This is a genomic window from Angustibacter sp. McL0619 (genome assembly GCF_049994355.1).
In the GTDB taxonomy this organism is placed as follows: Bacteria; Actinomycetota; Actinomycetes; order Actinomycetales; family Angustibacteraceae; genus Angustibacter.
On the sequence record NZ_CP188257.1, the window covers coordinates 1,566,694 to 1,586,994 of the forward strand.

14 protein-coding genes are annotated in these 20,301 nt (G+C 71.7%); all 14 read left to right on the forward strand.

Annotated elements, in window-relative coordinates; all coding sequences use genetic code 11:
* Positions 1-275: 275 nt before the first annotated feature.
* The 14 genes from ileS to ACPPVT_RS07150 all read left to right on the forward strand — a co-directional run bounded on the left by ileS (position 276) and on the right by ACPPVT_RS07150 (position 20,240).
* The gene (gene ileS, locus ACPPVT_RS07085) at positions 276-3,509 is read left to right on the forward strand and encodes an isoleucine--tRNA ligase (RefSeq protein WP_426566306.1); all 3,234 of its coding nucleotides are present in this window, start codon (positions 276-278) and stop codon (positions 3,507-3,509) included.
* A 78-nt stretch (positions 3,510-3,587) separates the two neighbouring features.
* On the forward strand, positions 3,588-4,940 hold the full coding sequence (locus ACPPVT_RS07090) for a bifunctional folylpolyglutamate synthase/dihydrofolate synthase (RefSeq protein ID WP_426566307.1): 1,353 nt from the start codon (positions 3,588-3,590) through the stop codon (positions 4,938-4,940).
* A complete protein-coding gene (locus ACPPVT_RS07095) occupies positions 4,937-5,341 on the forward strand; it encodes a DUF4233 domain-containing protein (RefSeq protein WP_426566308.1) in 405 nt (134 codons plus the stop codon). The genes ACPPVT_RS07090 and ACPPVT_RS07095 overlap by 4 nt, the downstream gene beginning before the upstream one ends.
* A gap of 13 nt (positions 5,342-5,354) precedes the next feature.
* The gene (locus ACPPVT_RS07100; protein ID WP_426566309.1) at positions 5,355-5,909 is read left to right on the forward strand and encodes a dihydrofolate reductase family protein; all 555 of its coding nucleotides are present in this window, start codon (positions 5,355-5,357) and stop codon (positions 5,907-5,909) included.
* Between the two features lie 60 nt (positions 5,910-5,969).
* Complete coding sequence (gene ndk / locus ACPPVT_RS07105) at positions 5,970-6,392, forward strand: nucleoside-diphosphate kinase (protein ID WP_426566310.1); 423 nt, start codon at positions 5,970-5,972, stop codon at positions 6,390-6,392.
* A 98-nt stretch (positions 6,393-6,490) separates the two neighbouring features.
* A complete protein-coding gene (locus ACPPVT_RS07110; RefSeq protein WP_426567081.1) occupies positions 6,491-7,510 on the forward strand; it encodes a rod shape-determining protein in 1,020 nt (339 codons plus the stop codon).
* Between the two features lie 120 nt (positions 7,511-7,630).
* On the forward strand, positions 7,631-8,491 hold the full coding sequence (mreC, locus tag ACPPVT_RS07115; RefSeq protein WP_426566311.1) for a rod shape-determining protein MreC: 861 nt from the start codon (positions 7,631-7,633) through the stop codon (positions 8,489-8,491).
* Complete coding sequence (mreD, locus tag ACPPVT_RS07120; protein WP_426566312.1) at positions 8,488-9,003, forward strand: rod shape-determining protein MreD; 516 nt, start codon at positions 8,488-8,490, stop codon at positions 9,001-9,003. The genes mreC and mreD overlap by 4 nt, the downstream gene beginning before the upstream one ends.
* Positions 9,000-11,183 carry a penicillin-binding protein 2 gene (mrdA, locus tag ACPPVT_RS07125; RefSeq protein WP_426566313.1) on the forward strand — a complete coding sequence of 728 codons (2,184 nt, stop codon included), beginning with the start codon at positions 9,000-9,002 and terminating at the stop codon, positions 11,181-11,183. The genes mreD and mrdA overlap by 4 nt, the downstream gene beginning before the upstream one ends.
* A complete protein-coding gene (rodA, locus tag ACPPVT_RS07130; protein WP_426566314.1) occupies positions 11,180-12,334 on the forward strand; it encodes a rod shape-determining protein RodA in 1,155 nt (384 codons plus the stop codon). The genes mrdA and rodA overlap by 4 nt, the downstream gene beginning before the upstream one ends.
* Positions 12,335-12,524: 190 nt before the next feature.
* On the forward strand, positions 12,525-13,934 hold the full coding sequence (locus tag ACPPVT_RS07135) for a DEAD/DEAH box helicase (protein WP_426566315.1): 1,410 nt from the start codon (positions 12,525-12,527) through the stop codon (positions 13,932-13,934).
* A gap of 275 nt (positions 13,935-14,209) precedes the next feature.
* Positions 14,210-16,195, forward strand: a complete 1,986-nt coding sequence (locus tag ACPPVT_RS07140) for a TIGR03960 family B12-binding radical SAM protein (protein WP_426566316.1) — start codon at positions 14,210-14,212, stop codon at positions 16,193-16,195.
* Positions 16,196-16,198: 3 nt separating this feature from the next.
* A complete protein-coding gene (locus ACPPVT_RS07145; RefSeq protein ID WP_426566317.1) occupies positions 16,199-16,918 on the forward strand; it encodes a TIGR03936 family radical SAM-associated protein in 720 nt (239 codons plus the stop codon).
* Positions 16,919-17,267: 349 nt separating this feature from the next.
* Entirely contained in the window at positions 17,268-20,240 is a 2,973-nt protein-coding gene (locus tag ACPPVT_RS07150) for an Rne/Rng family ribonuclease (RefSeq protein ID WP_426566318.1), read from the forward strand.
* The last annotated feature ends 61 nt before the right edge of the window (positions 20,241-20,301 follow it).

The window sequence follows — 20,301 nt, forward strand, 5'->3', positions numbered from 1 at the left end:
GGCGGAACGCAGGTGCGGCCGGACCACGCGGCTCGGTAGCATGGCGGGCAGGCGTCGATCCGGCCATCACCGGGGAGCCTCCGGAAGAACCGGTCCGCTGCTGCGGGCCTCAGTAGAACCGGGCGGACCGGCCCGTACCCCAGCCGGCGAAGAGAGGCCCGCCGAGCAGGTGGACGGGCAAGCGAGGTGGTACCGCGGTGCCGTCCGGACCAGCCGGGCGACGTCGTCCTCGCGGGAGAGCACGGCGCGAGAGCGCGGACCCGCGAGAGGCACCGATGACGTACCCCAAGGTCGGCCCCGATGACCACGGCAGCACCGAGGTGCCCGCGAGCCCGCGCTTCCCGTTCATCGAGGAGCGGATCGGTCGGTACTGGGACGCGGATGGCACCTTCCGGGCCAGCGTCGAGCAGCGCGAGGCCGGCGAGCACGGCAGCAACGAGTTCGTCTTCTACGACGGCCCGCCGTTCGCCAACGGCCTGCCGCACTACGGCCACCTGCTGACCGGGTACGTCAAGGACGTCGTGCCGCGCTACATGACCATGCGCGGCAAGCGGGTCGAGCGCCGGTTCGGCTGGGACTGCCACGGCCTGCCCGCCGAGGTCGAGGCCGAGAAGCAGCTCGGCATCCACCACAAGTCGGAGATCGACGCCATGGGCGTCGAGACCTTCAACGACGTCTGCCGGTCCTCGGTGCTGGCGTACACCAAGGACTGGGAGGAGTACGTCAACCGCCAGGCCCGCTGGGTGGACTTCGAGAACGACTACAAGACCCTGGACACCGACTACATGGAGTCGGTGATGTGGGCGTTCAAGTCGTTGTGGGACAAGGGGTTGGTCTACGAGGGTTTCCGCGTGCTGGCCTACTGCTGGCGCTGCGAGACGCCGTTGTCCAACACCGAGACCCGGATGGACGACGTCTACCGGGACCGCCAGGACCCTGCCGTCACCGTGGGACTGAAGCTCGAGACCGGCGAGTACGCGCTGATCTGGACGACGACGCCGTGGACGCTGCCGAGCAACTTGGCCGCCGCGGTGAACCGGGACGTCGAGTACGTCGTGGTGACCGGCCCGGCCGAGGGCCCGTTCGCCGGCGAGCGCCTCGTGCTGGCCGCCGACCGGCTCGGTCGCTACGAGCGCGAGCTGGGGCTGCGCGACGTCGAGCACGCCCAGGAGACCGGCCGGCTGGTCGAGCGGCTCACCGGTGCCGACCTGCTGGGACGCCGCTACACCCCGCCGTTCGACTTCTTCGCCGGCCGCGAGAACGCCCATCAGGTGCTCGAGGCCGACTACGTCACCACCGACGAGGGCACCGGCATCGTGCACATCGCGCCCGCCTTCGGTGAGGAGGACAAGGTCGTCACCGACGCCGCGGGCATCGAGCCCGTCGTCCCGGTCGACAGCAAGGGCGAGTTCACCGCCGAGGTGCCGCCCTACGCCGGTCAGCACGTGTTCGAGGCCAACAAGGCGATCACCCGCGACCTGCGCGCGGCCGGGCTGTTGTTGAGGCTGGAGAGCTACGAGCACCCCTACCCGCACTGCTGGCGCTGCGACCAGCCGCTGATCTACCGCGCGGTGTCCAGCTGGTTCGTCAAAGTCACCCAGTTCCGCGACCGGATGCTCGAGCTGAACCGGGAGATCACCTGGGTGCCGGACCACATCCAGGACGGCTCGTTCGGCAAGTGGCTGGAGAATGCCCGCGACTGGTCGATCAGCCGAAGCCGCTACTGGGGCAGCCCGATCCCGGTATGGACGTCGGACGACCCGATGTACCCGAGGGTCGACGTCTACGGCTCGCTGGACGAGCTGGAGCGCGACTTCGGAGTGCGCCCGAAGGACCTGCACCGCCCGTACATCGACGAGCTGACCCGGCCCAACCCGGACGACCCGTCCGGGAGGTCCACCATGCGGCGGGTGCCGGAGGTGCTGGACTGCTGGTTCGAGTCCGGCTCCATGCCGTTCGCGCAGGTGCACTACCCGTTCGAGAACGCGGACTGGTTCGAGCACCACTACCCGGGCGACTTCATCGTCGAGTACATCGGCCAGACCCGCGGCTGGTTCTACACGATGCACGTGCTGGCCACTGCGCTGTTCGACCGACCGGCCTTCCGCAGCTGCGTCAGCCACGGCATCCTGCTTGGCGACGACGGCCGCAAGATGAGCAAGAGCCTGCGCAACTATCCCGACGTCCGCGAGGTCTTCGACCGCGACGGGTCGGACGCTATGCGCTGGTTCCTGATGTCCTCGCCGGTGCTGCGCGGCGGCAACCTGGTCGTCACCGAGCGGGCGATCCGCGACGGCGTCCGGCAGGTGCTGATCCCGCTGTGGAACGCCTGGTACTTCTTCTCCCTGTACGCCAACGCGCTCGACGGCGGGGCCGGTTACGAGGCGAAGTGGTCGACGGACTCCACCGACGTGCTGGACCGCTACCTGCTGGCCAAGCTGCGCGACTTGGTCTCCGGCGTGCAGGCCCAGCTCGACGTGTACGACGTCAGCGCGGCCTGCCAGTCGGTGCGCGAGTTCCTGGACGTGCTGACCAACTGGTACATCCGACGATCCCGCGAGCGGTTCTGGGGCGAGGACGACCGCGTCGCCTTCGACACGCTCTACACCACGCTCGAGGTGCTCACCCGGGTCGCCGCACCGCTGCTGCCGCTGACCACCGAAGAGATCTGGCGTGGGCTGACCGGCGGGCGCAGCGTGCACCTGACCGACTGGCCGGATGCCGCGGGGCTGCCCGGGGACGACGCGCTGGTGGCTGCGATGGACCGCACCCGCGAGGTCTGCTCCGCGGCGCTCGCGCTGCGCAAGGCCGAGTCCCTTCGGGTGCGGCTGCCGCTGCCCGCGCTGACCGTGGTCGGCGAGGACGCGGCGGCCCTGGCCGACTTCGCGGCGCTGGTCGCCGACGAGGTCAACGTCGGCGAGGTCCGGCTGGTCGACCTGCAGGACGCGGCCGGCTCGCAGTTCGGTGTCTCGCAACGGCTCACGGTCAACGCGCGCACCGCCGGGCCGCGGCTCGGCAAGGACGTGCAGACCGCGATCCGGGGCAGTAAAAGCGGGGACTGGCAGGTCGCGGACGACGGCACGGTGACCTCCGGCGGCTTCGCCCTGCTCGACGGCGAGTACTCCTTGGAGACCGTCGTCGCCGGCGGCGACGACGCGGACCACAGCGCTGTAGGTGTGCTGCCCCGCAACGGCTTCGTCGTGCTGGACACCGCCGTCACGCCCGAGCTCGAGGCCGTCGGGGTGGTCCGGGACGTCGTCCGCGCGGTCCAGCAGGCACGCCGGGACGCCGGGCTGCACGTCAGCGACCGGATCCGGTTGACGGTGGCCGGCGACGAGCCGGTCTGGCGCGCGCTGACCGAGCACCAGGCGCTGTTGATGTCCGAGACCCTGGCCGGCCAAGCCGGTCTGGCCGGCGATCTCGGGCAGCTGCCGCTCGGCGAGGGCGTCAGCGAGACGGCGGTGGGCGACGGCCTTCGGGTGCGGGTCAGGGTCGAGCGTCTGGGCTAGTCGGGATCCCACCCGCTGCCGGAGGCGGCGCCGCACCCGCACGGCTGCGGGGCGTCGCAGAGCCGTAGCCTTACGCACGTGCCGGAACCAGAGCAGGTGACCGCGCGGCTGGCCGAGGTCGAGCAGGCCGTGCTCGCGCGGACGCCGGAGAACCAGGTCGACCCCTCGATCGACGCGATCACCGCGCTGACCGAGCTGATGGGGGACCCGCAGCGGTCCATCCCGGTGATCCACGTGACCGGCACCAACGGCAAGACCTCGACCTCGCGGATGATCGAGCGGCTGCTGCGCGAGCTCGGGCTGCGCACCGGCCGCTTCACCAGCCCGCACCTGTCCGACGTCCGCGAGCGGATCGCCTTCGACGGCGTGCCGATCAGCCCGGAGCGTTTCGTCGCCGCGTGGGACGACGTCGAGCCCTACTTGCAGCTCGTCGACCAGCGCAGCCGGGACGCCGGCGAGCCGGTGATCAACTACTTCCAGGTGCTCACCGCCATGGCCTTCTCGGCCTTCGCCGATGCGCCGGTCGACGTCGCGGTTCTCGAGGTCGGCCTCGGCGGCACCTGGGACTCCACCAACGTCGCCGACGGCCAGGTCGCCGTGATCACGCCGATCGCGATCGACCACGAACGGCTCTTGGGCTCCACGGTCGAGGCGATCGCCACGGAGAAGGCCGGGATCATCAAGTCGGGCGCGGTCGCGGTGCTGGGACAGCAGCCGCGCGAGGCCGCCGAGGTGCTGCTCGCGCGGGCTGGGGAGGTCGGAGCCGACGTGGTCGTGGAGGGTCAGCAGGTCGGGCTGCTGTCCCGTGAGATCGCGGTCGGTGGCCAGCTGGTCAGCGTGCGTGGCATCGGTGGCGAGTACGAGGACCTCTTCCTGCCCCTGCACGGCGAGCACCAGGCGCACAACCTGGTCACCGCGATCGCTGCGGTCGAGGCCTTCGTCGGCGGCGGGCAGGAACGCCTGGACGTCGACCTGGTCCGTGCCGCGGTCGCCGGGATGGACTCGCCCGGACGGCTCGAGGTGGTCCGGCGCAGCCCGACCGTCGTGGTCGACGCGGCGCACAACCCGGCCGGCGCGCAGGTCGTGGCGGAAGCCATGAACGAGGCCTTCGCGTTCACCCGGCTGGTCGGCCTGGTGGCGGTGCTCAGCGAGAAGGACCCCGAGGGCATCCTGGCCGCGCTCGAGCCCGTGCTCGACGAGGTGGTGGTGACCCGGACGTCGTCCCCGCGCTCGGTCGACCCCGACGACCTCGCGGAGGTTGCCCGTGAGGTGTTCGGCGAGGACCGCGTGCACGTCGCGCGCAACCTGCCCGAGGCGCTGGCCCGGGCCGTCGACCTCGCCGAGCAGGAAGGCGGCATGGGAGCCGGGGTGCTGGCCACCGGCTCGGTCACGATGGCGGCCGACGTCCGCATCCTGCTGGGAGTGCGGTGAGCGAGCCGGAGGTCGACCAGCCCCAGCCGCGCTCGCTGCGCCGTTCCTTCGCCGCGCTGGTGCTGGTCGGCGAGATCTTCGTGGTGGGCTTCGCCGCTCTGGTGGCCTTCCAGCTCTCCGACGTGTCTGGGGCGAGCGTCGCGGTGGTGGCCGGGGGTACGGCGCTGCTCTGTGTGGTCGCCGCCGGGACGCTCCGCTCGCCGGTCGGGTACGCGCTGGGCTGGCTGGTGCAGCTGTTGCTCGTGCTCAGCGGCTTCTGGGTGCCGATGATGTTCGTCGTCGGGATCGTGTTCGGCGCCATCTGGTTCGTGGCTCTGCAGCAGGGTGGCCGAGCGGACGCGATCACGGCGCAGCGGCAGCTCGCCGAGCGCCAGCACCGAGAGCAGGACCAGGACGGCTGAACGGGAGCGCGCGATGGCACGGCTGATCTACTCGATGCAGTGCTCGCTGGACGGCTACGTCGCCGACGCCGACGGCAGCTTCGACTGGGCCGCACCCGACGAAGAGGTGCACGCCTTCGTCAACGACCTCGAGCGGCCGATCGGCACGTACCTCTACGGGCGGCGGATGTATGAGGTGATGGTCGCCTGGAAGGACATGGACGTGACCGGACAGTCCGACGTCGTCGTCGACTACGCGGGCATCTGGCGGGCCGCTGACAAGGTGGTCTACTCCTCGACTCTGCCGAGGCCGGCCAGCGAGCGCACCCGGGTCGAGCGGCAGTTCGACCCGGTCGCCGTCCGACGCCTCAAGGAGTCGGCCGAGCGCGACCTCAGCGTGGGCGGGCCCGAGCTGGCCGGCCACGCGCTGAGGGCGGGTCTGGTCGACGAGTGCCACCTGCTGATCGTGCCGGTGGTCGTGGGAGGCGGTCGGCGCAGCCTGCCGGACGACGTCCGGTTCGGGCTCGAGCTGGTCGACGAGCGTCGGTTCGCCAACGGCGTCGTGCACCTGCACTACCGCACCCGCTGAACCCGGCGAACCGGCTCGGTAGGCTGGCCCGGCCCAGTCGACGACCCGAGAGGTACCCCCATGACCGAGCGCAGCCTCGTCCTCGTCAAGCCGGACGGCGTGCGCCGTGGCCTCACCGGTGAGGTGTTGCGCCGGATCGAGGCGAAGGGCTACACCCTGGTGGCGCTGGACCGGCGCACGGTCGGCCGCGAGCTCCTGGCCGAGCACTACGCCGAGCACGTGGGCAAGCCGTTCTACGAGCCGCTGGTCGAGTTCATGTCCTCCGGCCCGGTGGTCGCCGTGGTCATCGAGGGGCAGCGTTGCATCGAGGGGTTCCGCGCCCTGGCCGGCGCCACCGACCCGACCGTGGCGCTGCCCGGCACGATCCGCGGCGACCTGGCGCGGGACTGGGGGTTGGCGGTGCAGCAGAACCTGGTCCACGGGTCGGACTCCCCGGAGTCCGCATCGCGAGAGCTCGGCATCTGGTTCCCCGAACTCGGCTGATCGGCTGGTCCGAATCGTCAGCGCGACCACGTAACATGACGTCCGAAACCTCCTGAGTCAGCGATCCGGAAGTCGTGGTACCCCCCAACATGAGCAGCCTGTCCTTCATCGGTCGTGACATGGCCGTCGATCTCGGTACGGCCAACACCCTCGTCTACGTCCGCGGACGCGGCATCGTGCTCGACGAGCCCAGCGTCGTGGCCATCGACGAGCACACCGGCCGCCTGGTCGCCGTCGGCATCGAGGCGAAGCGGATGATCGGCCGCACGCCCGGCTACATCAAGGCGATCCGACCGCTGAAGGACGGCGTGATCAGTGACGCCGACACCACCGAGCGGATGCTGCGCTACTTCATCCACAAGGTGCACAAGCGCTCGCGCTTCGCCCGGCCGCGAATCGTCATCTGCGTGCCGAGCGGCATCACCGGGGTCGAGCGGCGCGCGGTGGAGGACGCCGCGAGCCACGCCGGGGCGCGTCGGGTCTACATCATCGAGGAGCCGATGGCCGCCGCGATCGGCGCTGGCCTACCCATCGAGGAGCCGACCGGCAACATGGTGGTCGACATCGGCGGCGGCACGACCGAGGTCGCCGTGATCAGCCTCGGCGGCATCGTCACGGCGCAGTCGATCCGGGTGGCCGGCGACGAGCTGGACAACGCGATCATCCAGTACGTCAAGAAGGAGTACTCGCTGATGCTCGGCGAGCGCTCCGCCGAAGAGATCAAGATGAGCATCGGCTCGGCGTTCCCGCTCAGCGAGGAGCCGACCGCCGAGATCCGCGGCCGCGACCTGGTCAGCGGCCTGCCCAAGACGATCACCGTGGGCGCCGAAGAGATCCGCAAGGCGATCGAGGAGCCCGTCAACGCGATCGTCGACGCGGTCAAGTCGACGCTGGACAAGTGCCCGCCGGAGCTGTCCGGCGACATCATGGACCGCGGCATCGTGCTCACCGGTGGCGGCGCGTCGCTCAAGGGTCTGGACGAGCGACTCCGTCACGAGACGGGGATGCCGATCCACGTCGCGGAGGACCCGCTGATGTCCGTCGCGCTCGGCTCCGGCCGCTGCGTCGAGGACTTCGACGCGCTGCAGCGCGTGCTCGTGCCCGAACGACGCATGTGACGCGATCACCATGACCTGCACCCGCTGCCCGTCGGTGGGCCGCTGCCGCCTGGACGCCTAGTGCCGCGGTCGTCGCGCCGCCCTCCGCGTCGCTCACGCGCCATCCTCGCTCCGCTGATCGTGCTCACGCTCGCGTTGCTCCTGCTGGACCTGGTCGCCTCCCCGGGCGGCGCCAGCGACCGCATCCGCGGTGTCGGCTCGACCGTGCTCGGCCCCGCGGCGGGGCTGGTCTCCGGTGTCGGCCGTGCCGTCTCCGACGCGGCCGCCGGGCTGACTGGTCGCAACCGCGAGCAGCTGGACGAGCTGCGCCGGCAGAACGACGCGCTGCGGCTGGCTGCCCTGGCCGCGCAAGACGACCAGCGCCGCGCCCAGGAGGCGGACGCCCTGCTGAGGACCGCGGGCCTGGGCCGCTACCGGATGGTTGCCGCGCGGGTGGTGGCCATCTCCCCGGAGCAGGCGACCCGACGCATGGTCACCCTGGACGCCGGCAGTCGGGACGGCGTGAAGACCGAGCTGACGGTGCTGTCCGGTCAAGGTCTGGTGGGCCGCGTCGTGCGGGTCGGTCCGACCACGTGCGACGTCCTGCTGCTCACCGACCCGTCCTTCTCGGTCGGGGTCCGCCTCGAGGCCAGCGGCCTGATCGGCGTCACCACCGGGAACGGCGACCTTCCGATGAGCCTGAAGCTGCTGGACGCGCAGACCAAGGTGGAGCCGGGTGCGCGCCTGGTGACGCTGGGCAGCGCCGGCGGCTCGCCGTTCGTGCCGGGCGTCCCGGTCGGCGAGGTCCGCGCCGTGCGGACCGCCCCCGGCACGCTGTCCCGGGCGGGCTCGGTGACCCCGTACGTCGAGCCGGCGACCCTCGACCTGGTCGGCGTGGTCGTCCAGCCACCGCGCACGGACCCGCGGGACGCGGTGCTGCCGCCGAAGCCCACCCCCACCCAGACGTCGACCCAGACGGCGACGACGGGCGGCCAGGGATGAGCGCCGCGCGGATCGTGCTCGCCGCCGGCCTCGTCGTGCTGGCCCAGCTGATCGATGTGACGATGCTGTCCCGGTGGTCCTGGCCCGGCGCGACTCCGGACCTCACCCTGCTCGTCGTGGTCGCGCTGGCGCTGCTCGGCGGTCCGGCGTCCGGCGCGGTGGCCGGGCTGAGTGCGGGGCTGCTGGCCGACCTCACCCCGCCGGGCGCCTCCCTGCTCGGGCTGACCGCCGTCGCCTACGGGCTGGCCGGTGCGGTGGCGGGGCGCTGGCACCGCCCGGGGGAGCGTTCCCTGCTGCTGGCGATGACCGCTGCGGCCGCCGCCGCGGCCACCGCGTCCACGGTGCAGGAGCTCGCGCTGCTCGTCACCGGCCGCGAGAGCCTCGGGTCGGCATTGTCCGGCGTGCTCGCCTGCGTGCTGTACTCCGCCGTGGGCGCGCTCGTGGTGGTGCCGCTCGTCGTGCTGCTCGACCGCCTGGTCGAGGGCGAGCAGGCCGAGGCGGCGCGGCTGTGAACGGCGGTGCGCGCAGCACCCGGCTGCTGGTGGTCGGGGTGTTCGTGCTGTCCCTCATGGTGACGTTGGGGGCCAGGCTGTTCACCGTGCAGGTGGTCGGCGCGGACGGCTACCGCGCGGCGTCGAACACCAACCGCGAGCGCGAGATCGTCACGCCCGCGGTGCGAGGCCTCGTGCTGGACGACCGTGGCCGGCCGCTGCTCTCCAACCGCACGGCGCTGGTCGTCTCGATCAGCCGGACCACACTGCTGAACAGCAAGGACGAGGGCCGTGCTCTGGTGCAGCGGCTGGCGACCGCGCTGCGGCTGCCGTTCGCGACCGTCTGGGGCCGCACCCAGCTGTGCGGCACCAAGGGCGCGCCGAAGCCGCCGGTCTGCTTCAACGGCGCGCCGTACCAGCCGGTCCCGGTGGCCCAGGACGTCGACCCGCGGATCGCCTTGCAGATCATGGAGCGCAGCGAGGACTTCCCCGGCGTGACCGCCGAGCTGCAGGCGGTGCGGACCATCCCTGAGCCGCTCGGGGTCAACGCCGCGCACCTGCTCGGTTACCTCGGCCCGGTCACCGACGATGAGCTCAAGGCCAGCTCGGCCGCCGCCCGCGAGGGGCGGGCCGAGCTGCAGCGCACCGACCGGGTCGGCCGCGCCGGCCTGGAGAAGCAGTACGACGCGGCGCTTCGTGGCACGCCCGGGGTGACCGACGTCGGGGTGGACATCCGTGGCCGGCTGACCGGCGAGCTGAACAGCACCGACCCGGTCGCCGGCAACTACGTGGTGACCAGCATCGACGCCAAGGTCCAGGCGGCGACCGAGAAGGCGCTGGCCAAGGGCATCAAGGAGGCGCGCACGCGCAACGCGTCCGGCGGCGGTGGCAAGCTCAAGGCGGACTCCGGCGCCGCGGTCGTGATGGACGTGCGAACCGGCCAGATCGTGGCGATGGCCAGCTGGCCGACGTACGACCCGAAGATCTGGCTCGGTGGCATCACCGACAAGGAGCTGGCCGGGCTCACCGACGAGAAGGCCGGCACCCCGATGGTGTCGCGGGCGACCCAGGGACTGTTCCCGCCGGCCTCGACCTTCAAGGTCGTCTCGCTGCCGGCCGCGGTGCAGAGCGGGTACGACCTGCACGGCAGCTACCAGTGCAGCAGCTCGTACCAGGTGGGTGAGAGGGCGTTCCACAACTACGAGTCCGAGGCCTACGGCACGATCGACCTGCACAAGGCGATCGTGGTGTCCTGCGACACGATCTTCTACAAGTTCGCCTACGAGACTTGGCTGCGGCTGGGCGGGTCGGACAACCACAGCGACGCCAAGGACCCGTTCGTGGCGATGGCCAAGGCGTTCGGGCTCGGCAAGGACACCGGCATCGACCTGCCGGACGACGTCTCCGGCCGGATCCCGGACCGGGCCTGGAAGCAGGCCTACTGGGACCAGACCAAGAAGTACTACTGCACCAAGGCGAAGACGGGCTTCCCCGAGGTCGCCAAGGACGACCCCTCACGCGCCGCGTTCCTGACCCAGCTGGCCAAGGAGAACTGCGCGGACGGCAACGTGTTCCGTGGCGGTGACGCGGCCAACTTCGCCATCGGCCAGGGTGACGTGACGGTCTCCCCGCTGCAGATGGTGCGAGTGTACGGCGCCATCGCCAACGGCGGCACGCTGTGGACGCCGCACGTGGGCAAGGCGATCGTCACCCCGGCCGGCAAGCTGGTGCAGAGGATCGCACCGAAGAAGGCCGGCACGGTGCCGATCCGTGCGGACGTGCTGAGGTTCCTGCACAGCGCGCTGCGTGGTGTGGTGACGTCCGGTACGGCGAGCGGCGCGTTCGCCGGGTTCCCGGTGCCGGTGTCCGGCAAGACCGGGACGGGCGAGGTCTACGGCAAGCAGGCGACGTCCTGGTTCTCCTCGTACGCGCCGTCCAACAGCCCGCAGTACGCGGTCTCGGTCGTGGTCAGCCAGGGTGGGACCGGAGCCACGACGTCGGGTCCGATCGTGCGCGACATCTACTCGGCGATCTTCGGGGTGCGCGGCTCGAAGCTGGTCCCCGGGGCGGCGGCGCTGCCCGGTGGCAGGCCGCCGGCCGGGCTGCCGACGATCCGCCCGGACGGCACGATCGTGACCCCGGAGGGCCCGGTGGCCTCGGCCGAAGGTCTGCCCGACCCGCGCGCGAAGGCCACCCGGTGAGCGCGCTGCGCTGGACCGACACCCGGGCCCGGCGCGCCCGCGAGCACGGCAGCGTATGGGTCCGGCTGGACTGGGGGCTGCTGGTCGCGGCGCTCGGGCTGTCGCTGATCGGCGCGTTGCTGGTGTGGTCGGCGACCCGTCGCGTCGAGGGCGACGCGCTGCTGGTGCGGCACCTGGTCAACGTGGCTCTCGGCATGGTGCTCGGTGGTGCGGTCGCGCTGGTCGACTACCGCGGACTGCGGGCGTACTCGCCGATCCTGTACGTCGCCTCGATCGTCGGGCTGGTGGCCGTGCTGTCGCCACTGGGCTCGACCATCAACGGCTCGCATTCCTGGATCGTGCTGCCGGCGGGCTTCTCGGTGCAGCCCTCGGAGTTCGCGAAGGTGGCGATGGTGGTCGCGTTGCCGCTGCTGCTGGCGGAGAAGCGCGACGCCGACGACACTCCACGGCACGTCGACGTCGCGCTGGCCCTGGTGGTGGCTGCGATTCCGATGGCGCTGGTCATGCTGCAGCCGGACCTCGGCTCGATGCTGGTGCTGGCCGCCCTGGTCGTCGGGGTGGTGGCGGCGTCCGGTGCGCCGGCCCGTTGGGTGGTCGGGCTGCTGGTCGTGGGTGCCGTCGGTATCGCGGTCGGGCTGGGCACCAACGTGCTCGACACGTACCAGAAGGACCGGCTGACCGCCTTCGCCAACCCGACCGTGGACCCGCGCGGGATCGGCTACCAGACCCGGCAGGTGCGCATCGCGATCGGGTCCGGCGGGCTGCACGGCGAGGGGCTGTTCCACGGCGCGCAGACCCAGGGCGGCTACGTGCCCTACCAGCAGACCGACTTCGTGTTCTCGGTTGCGGGGGAGGAGCTCGGCTTCCTGGGTGCGGCGGCGATCCTGCTCCTGGAGGGCTTCGTGCTGTTCCGAGGGCTGATGATCGCCTATCGGGCGGAGGAGCTGTTCGGGCGGCTGGTCGCTGTCGGGGTGGTGTGCTGGTTCACGTTCCAGATCTTCGAGAACGTCGGGATGAACCTCGGGATCATGCCGGTGACCGGGTTGCCGCTGCCCTTCGTCTCGTACGGCGGTTCCTCGATGTTCGCGTCGTGGCTGGCGATCGGGTTGCTGCAGAACGTGCGGCTCGGCATGAGCGCGCGCAGCACCTGACGCGCTGAACAGCCCCCAGTGGTCACGGTCGGGTCACGGGTACGGCATACTGTTGGGTAGCGGCTTCGGTGATCCCACCGGGCCGCGGTCGAGTGCAGTGCCTCACCAGAGGCCCAGGTCCGCCGCGATGACTTCGCGGGTTGCCACGCATCAACGGCCAACCCGAGTACTCATCGAGAGGCAGTACCCCTTGTCCGACAACACTTCCGCCGCGCCGTCGTTCGCCGATCTCGGCGTCGACGCACGGCTCGTCCGCTCGCTCGCCGAGCGCGACATCACCGCCGCCTTCCCCATCCAGGCCAAGACCCTGCCGGACTCCCTGGCCGGGCGCGACGTGCTGGGCAAGGGCAAGACGGGCAGCGGCAAGACCGTGGCCTTCGCGCTGCCGACCGTGACCGCGTTGGCCGCCAGCGGCCGGGCTCGTCGTCCGGGTCGCCCCCGCGCGCTCGTCCTGCTGCCGACCCGTGAGCTCGCCTCGCAGGTCGCCGAGACCATCACCCCGCTCGCGAAGGCGTTGGGGCTCAACGTCACCACGATCTTCGGCGGCGTCGGGCAGAACCCGCAGGTCTCCGCGCTGCGTGCCGGCGTCGACGTCCTGGTCGCGTGCCCCGGCCGGCTCGAGGACCTGATCGGCCAGGGCCGCGTGCACTTGGACGCGATCGAGGTCACGGTGCTGGACGAGGCCGACCACATGGCCGACCTCGGCTTCCTGCCCGGCGTCAAGCGCATCCTGGACAAGACCCCCCGCGGCACCCAGCGGCTGCTGTTCTCGGCGACGCTGGACAACGGCATCGACGTGCTGGTCAAGCGCTACCTGAGCAACCCGGTCACGCATGCGGTCGCGCCGGTCAAGGCCGACACCGCCGCGATGGAGCACCATGTCCTGGCGGTCGACAAGGAGCACAAGCCCGACGTGGTTCGCGCCCTCGCCGGCGGCCAGGGCCGCAGCCTGCTGTTCATGCGCACCAAGCACACCGCGAAGAAGCTGGCCAAGCAGCTGACCGCCGCCGGCATCCCGGCCGTGGACCTGCACGGCAACCTGTCGCAGAACGCCCGCGAGCGGAACCTCGCCGCGTTCACCGACGGCAGCGTCAAGGTGCTGGTGGCCACCGACATCGCCGCGCGTGGCATCCACGTGGACGACATCAACCTCGTCGTGCACGTCGACCCGCCGGCCGAGCACAAGGCCTACACCCACCGCTCGGGTCGCACCGCGCGAGCCGGAGCGGCCGGCGTGGTCGTGACGATCATGACTCCGGACCAGCACGGCGACGTCCGGACGCTGACCCGGCAGGCCGGCATCCGCCCGCAGCAGGCCGTGGTCGTGCCCGGCGACGAGCTGCTCACCCAGCTGGCCGGCCCGCCGGCGCCGTTCGTCCAGCCAGTCGCGGCGCCCGCGGCCGCGCCTGCGGTGCAGCGCAAGGGTTCTGCCCGCTCCTCGCGTCCCGGACAGGGTCGCGCCGGTGGCCTGTCCCGCGGCCGTGGCCAGGCCAGCGGCTCCGGCCGCGCCACTCACGACAACCAGTCCGGCCAGTCGAACGGTCAGGCGAACGGTCAGTCGAACGCCGGACGTCGGCGCCGTCGTCCCAGCGCTCGCTGAAGCCCCCGCGAAGCGCTTGGAAGAGCGTGTCAACGTCGCATCACCGGTGATGCGACGTTGACACGTCACTGCTTTGCGCCGGCGTACAGCCGCGTCCAGCGCAGGTCCTCGTCCAGCTCCAGCTCGTCCGGCGCGCCGGAAGGGTGCCAGGTCCGCAGCAGCCGACGTAGGTGTCACCGCAGCCGCACGGGCATCGGTCGCTCACCCGGACATCATCGTGCACCGAACGCGTACCCTGGGTAGTTGCCCCACCCCGTCCTGGAAGGTCTGTCGTCATGCCCGTCGAGTCCGTGTTCACCGCGCTCGAGCCGTTGCTCGCGCGTGTGAGCAAGCCGATCCAGTACGTCGGCGGTGAGCTCAACTCCACCGTCAAGGACTGGGACGACGTCGAGGTGCGCTGGGCGCTGATGTACCCCGACGCGTACGAGGTGGGCGTGCCGAACCAGGGCACGATGATCCTGTACGAGGTGCTCAACGAGCGTCCGGACGCGCTGGCCGAGCGCACCTACTCGGTGTGGCCCGACCTCGAGGCGCTGATGCGTGAGCACGCAGTGCCGCAGTTCACGGTCGACGCGCACCGCCCGGTCGGCGCCTTCGACGTGCTCGGCGTGAGCTTCTCCACCGAGCTCGGGTACACCAACCTGCTGACGGCGCTCGATCTGGCCGGCATCCCGCTGCACGCTGCGGACCGCACGGACGAGCACCCGCTCGTGCTGGCGGGCGGCCACGCGGCCTTCAACCCGGAGCCGGTCGCGGACTTCCTGGACGCCGCGGTGGTCGGGGACGGCGAGGAGGCCGTGCTCGCGATCACCGACGTGATCCGGGACTTCAAGGCCGAGGGCTCGCCCGGCGGACGCGAGGAGCTGCTGCTGCGCCTGGCCCGCTCCGGCGGGGTCTACGTGCCCGCGTTCTACGACGTCGACTACCTGCCGGACGGCCGGATCCATCGGGTCGCGCCGAACCGTCCTGGGGTGCCGTGGCGGGTCAGCAAGCACACCGTGATGGACCTCGACGAGTGGCCGTACCCGAAGCAGCCGCTGGTCCCACTGGCCGAGAGCGTGCACGAGCGGATGAGCGTCGAGATCTTCCGCGGCTGCACTCGGGGCTGCCGCTTCTGCCAGGCCGGCATGATCACCCGCCCGGTGCGTGAGCGCAGCCTGCAGGGCATCGGCGAGATGGTCGAGAAGGGCCTGGCCGCGACCGGCTTCGAGGAGGTCGGCCTGCTGTCGCTGTCCAGCGCGGACCACTCCGAGATCGCCGAGGTGGCCAAGGGCCTGGCGGACCGGTACGAGGGCACCAACACCGGGCTCTCGCTGCCGTCCACCCGGGTGGACGCGTTCAACATCGACCTGGCCAACGAGCTGTCCCGCGGCGGACGACGCTCCGGACTGACCTTCGCACCCGAGGGCGGCAGCGAGCGGCTGCGCAAGGTGATCAACAAGATGGTCAGCGAGGACGACCTGATCCGGACGGTTTCGGCTGCCTACGCCAGCGGCTGGCGGCAGGTGAAGCTCTACTTCATGTGCGGCCTGCCCACCGAGACCGACGACGACGTGCTGCAGATCGGCCAGATGGCCGCCAACGTGATCAGGACCGGGCGTCAGGTCAGTGGGCAGAACGACATCCGCTGCACGGTCAGCATCGGCGGGTTCGTGCCCAAGCCGCACACCCCGTTCCAGTGGGCGGCCCAGCTCGGCGCGGAGGAGACCGACGCCCGGCTCGCGCTGCTGCGCGACGCCGTCCGCGCCGACAAGAAGTACGGCCGCTCCATCGGCTTCCGGTACCACGACGGCAAGCCCGGCATCGTCGAGGGGCTGTTGTCCCGCGGTGACCGTCGGGTCGGCCGGGTGATCGAGCAGGTCTGGCGGGACGGTGGCCGGTTCGACGGGTGGAGCGAGCACTTCTCCTACCAGCGCTGGATGGCCGCCGCGCAGGTCGCGCTGGCCGACGAGCCGGTGGACGTCGCCTGGTACACCACCCGCGAGCGGGACTTCTCCGAAGTGCTGCCTTGGGACCACCTGGACTCCGGCCTGGACAAGGACTGGCTCTGGGAGGACTGGCAGGACTCGCTGTCCGAGGTCGAGGTCGAGGACTGCCGCTGGACGCCTTGCTTCGACTGTGGCGTGTGCCCGCAGATGGGCACCGACATCCAGGTCGGTCCCACCGGCAAGACGCTGCTGCCGCTGACGGTGACCGGTCAGGGCGTGACCGGACACGGCCGCCAGCACCTGGCAGCCAGCGCCGCGTCGTCCGGGCAGTAGGCCGTGGCTCGCCAACCGGACGGTCCGCCCCCGCCGCCCGTCGTCCAGAAGCTGCGCCTGCAGTACGCCAAGCGCGGCCGGCTGCGCTTCAGCAGCCACCGGGACTTCCAGCGCGCGCTGGAGCGCGCCCTGCGGCGGGCCGACGTCCCGATGGCGTACTCGGCCGGCTTCCACCCGCACCCCAAGATCTCGTTCGCCAACGCCGCGCCGACCGGGACGGCCAGCGAGGCCGAGTACGTCGAGCTCTCGCTGGCCGAGCGCTGCGACCCCGAGGCCGTCCGGCGCGCACTGGACGAGTCGCTGCCGCAGGGCCTGGACGTGCTGCTCGTGGTCGAGGCCGCACCCGGTGCGCTGGCCGATCGGCTGGAGGCCAGCGAGTGGCTGGTCGTGCTGCCGGGCACGGAGCGGTCCGCCGTCGAGTCCGCGGTCGCGCAGTTCCTCGCGCAGGAGCGGGTGGACGTCGAGCGGCTGACCAAGAACGGTCCGCGCACCCTGGACGCCCGCGAGCCCGTGGTCAGTCTGGCTGTCGAGCCCACGACGGGCGAGCCGACGATCCGGCTGGTGGTGCGGCACGTCACGCCGACCGTGCGGCCGAACGAGGTGCTGGCGGCGCTCGAGATGCTTGGCGGGGTGCTCAGCGAGCAGGCCGCCCAGGCCACCCGGCTGCGTCAGGGCCCGCTGCGCGACGGCGTGGTCGGCGACCCGCTGACGGTCTCTGCATAACGGGACTTTCCGCGGCGTGTGCGATACTGCGAGTGGTCGGACGGCATGCCACACCTGTCGCCCGCCCCGACGAAGTTCGGCCACGCTCGCGTGGCGGCTGACCCGGCGCAGTCCCACCATTCCAGGTGGCTCTGCCTGAGGGGCCGCCATGAGGACGAGACAGACCGGTGAGCCGGTTGTGGCCACGCGACGTCGGCAGTCGAGGGCACACGCGCGAACCGCGCGAACACCCCCGGATGCAAACGACACGACTTCCGTCGTGACCGCAACCGCGGCGCGACGACGCGACCGCCCCGTGCGGCGCCGGAACGGTGTGGACGGCGCCCGGGGTCGACGGGAGTTACCCGCAATGAGTGAGACCACGACCGAGCAGGGTGCGGCAGGCGGAACGGACGCCGGCCCGGCCGCCGCGCAGGATGCCCAGCAGAGCGCCCCGGCGAAGAAGGCGGCGCGCAAGCGCGCGCCGCGCAAGAAGGCCACCGCACCGGCGCAGAGCAAGGACGGCGGCACGACCGACGCGCCGTCCGCGGGCGCGGACGAGGCGGACGCCCCCGCCGCCGCGCCGGCCAAGAAGGCCGCCGCCCGCAAGCGGGCTCCGCGTGCGGCGAAGGCCGCCGGCGACGCGTCAGCCGCGACCGACCCGGCAGCCGCGACCGACCCGGCAGCCGCTGCGGAGCCGTTCGCCGAGCTCGCAGCCGATGGCGAAGCTGCCGCCGAGCCGGCCAAGAAGACTGCCAAGAAGGCGGCCAAGAAGACCACTCGCAAGGGCGCCGCCAAGGCCGCCGCCCCGGCCGAGCCGACCGTGCCGGTCGAGGTGAGCGCAGCCATCGCCGACGAGGACGAAGCGGCCACCGAGGAGGCTGCTGCGCAGGCCGCTGCCGCCGTCGGCTTCGGCGGCCTGCTGTTCCAGGCGCCGGACCCGGCCAGCGCACCGGCCCCCCGTACCCGTCGTCGGGCCCAGGCCCCGGCGGGCCCGCCCACCCCGCACCCGGTCGACGAGTCGAGCTCTGCAGCGGCGACGCCCGAGGCTGACACCGAGCCCGAAGCGGGCACCGAGTCCAGCACCGCGTCGGCCGCCCCTGAGGGTGACGACACGGCCGAGGGCGCCGGCCCTCGCAAGCGTCGTCGTCGCGGTGGACGCGGTCGTCGCGGCCGCAGCGACGCAGCGACCGACACCGACAGCGAGGACAACGCCGAGGACGCCACCGCTGACGACGAGTCCGCCCCGCCGCAGCAGTCCGAGCAGGACGGCGGCGCCCGGGCCGACTCGAACGGCCCCGCGGACGCCGAGGGCGACGACTCCGACGAGGAGGGCGGCTCGGCGTCCAGCCGTCGTCGCCGCCGCCGTCGTCGTCGGGCCGGCTCGGGCGAGGACGGTTCTGAGGACCCGCCCGGCACCGTGACCAAGGTTCGCCAGCCGCGCAAGGCCGACGACCAGGTCGCGTCCGTCAAGGGCTCGACCCGGCTCGAGGCGAAGAAGCAGCGCCGCCGCGAGGGACGCGATGCCGGACGGCGCAAGCCGATCATCACCGAGTCCGAGTTCCTGGCCCGCCGGGAGAGCGTCGACCGCACGATGATCGTGCGCGAGCGCGCCGGCCGCACCCAGATCGCCGTGCTCGAGGACGACGTGCTGGTCGAGCACTACGTCGCCAACGAGACCAACGCCTCGATGATCGGCAACGTCTACCTCGGCCGGGTGCAGAACGTGCTGCCCAGCATGGAGGCGGCGTTCATCGACATCGGCAAGGGCCGCAACGCCGTGCTCTACGCGGGTGAGGTGAACTGGGACGCCGCCGGGCTCGAGGGCCAGCCGCGCCGCATCGAGGCCGCGCTGAAGTCCGGCGACTCGGTGCTGGTCCAGGTCACCAAGGACCCGATGGGTCACAAGGGTGCTCGGCTGACCAGCCAGATCTCGCTGCCTGGCCGCTACCTCGTCTACGTGCCGAACAGCTCGATGACCGGTATCTCACGCAAGCTTCCGGACACCGAGCGCACCCGCCTCAAGCGCATCCTCAAGGCCGTCGTCCCCGAGCAGGCGGGCGTCATCGTGCGCACTGCCGCCGAGGGTGCGAGCGAGGAGGAGCTGCAGCGGGACGTCGAGCGGCTGACCGCGCAGTGGGAGACGATCGAGAAGAAGTCGAAGTCCTCCGCCGGCGGCTCGGCACCCAAGCTGCTGCACGGCGAGCCCGACCTGACCGTCAGGGTCATCCGGGACGTGTTCAACGAGGACTTCAACAAGCTGGTCGTCAGCGGCGGGACGGCCTGGGACGTCGTCCAGCCGTACGTCGACTCGGTGGCCCCGGACCTCGCCGAGCGCATCTCGAGGTGGACGCCGGAGCAGGACGTCTTCGCAGCGCACCGGGTCGACGAGCAGCTGGCCAAGGCGATGGACCGCAAGGTGTGGCTGCCCAGCGGCGGCTCGCTGGTCATCGACCGCACCGAAGCCATGACGGTCGTCGACGTCAACACCGGCAAGTTCACCGGCTCCGGCGGCAACCTTGAGGAGACGGTCACCCGGAACAACCTCGAGGCGGCGGAAGAGATCGTCCGTCAGCTCCGGCTGCGCGACATCGGCGGCATCATCGTCGTCGACTTCATCGACATGGTGCTCGAGTCCAACCGCGACCTCGTGCTGCGCCGGTTGCTGGAGTGCCTGGGCCGGGACCGCACCAAGCACCAGGTCGCCGAGGTCACTTCCCTCGGTCTGGTTCAGATGACCCGCAAGCGCGTCGGCCAGGGCCTGCTCGAGGTGTTCAGCGAGCCGTGCGAGCACTGCAACGGCCGCGGCATCCTCGTGCACGCCGAGCCGGTGCAGTCCAAGAGCGCCCCCAAGAACGACGCCGAGAAGAACGACGGCGGACGCAGCAAGGGCGACGGCGGCGGCAACGCCAAGACCGAGGGCGGCGGCGGACGTTCCCGCCGTGGCCGGGGCAAGGGCGCGGACGACGAGCAGCCCGCACCCGCGCAGCAGCCGGCGGCCCCGCCGCGTCAACCGATCCCGGCTGGGCTGGTCGCCTCGCTCGCCCACCACCACGAGCACGAGCACGACGCGGACCAGCAGCTCGATCCGCAGCACGATCCGCAGCACGAAGGCGACCGCCAGGTCGAGGCGTCGCCGGTCGAGGAGTCGCCCACGCCTGGCGCGGCCGAGTCTGCTGCTGAGCCGGCAGCCCAGACTGCTCAGCCGGCTGTCGAGCCCCAGTCCGTCCCGGCAGCGGCCGTCTCGGCGCCCGATGCTCAGGCGCCGGCCCCGGCCAAGGCACCGCGGCGGCGACGACGCGCGTCCGCTCCGGCTGGCCCGCCGGTGCCCGCCGCCGACTGACGCCAGCCCCACCGCAACCCCCCAGGGTCGCGGCAGCTACGCATCGCCCGTGATGCGAAGC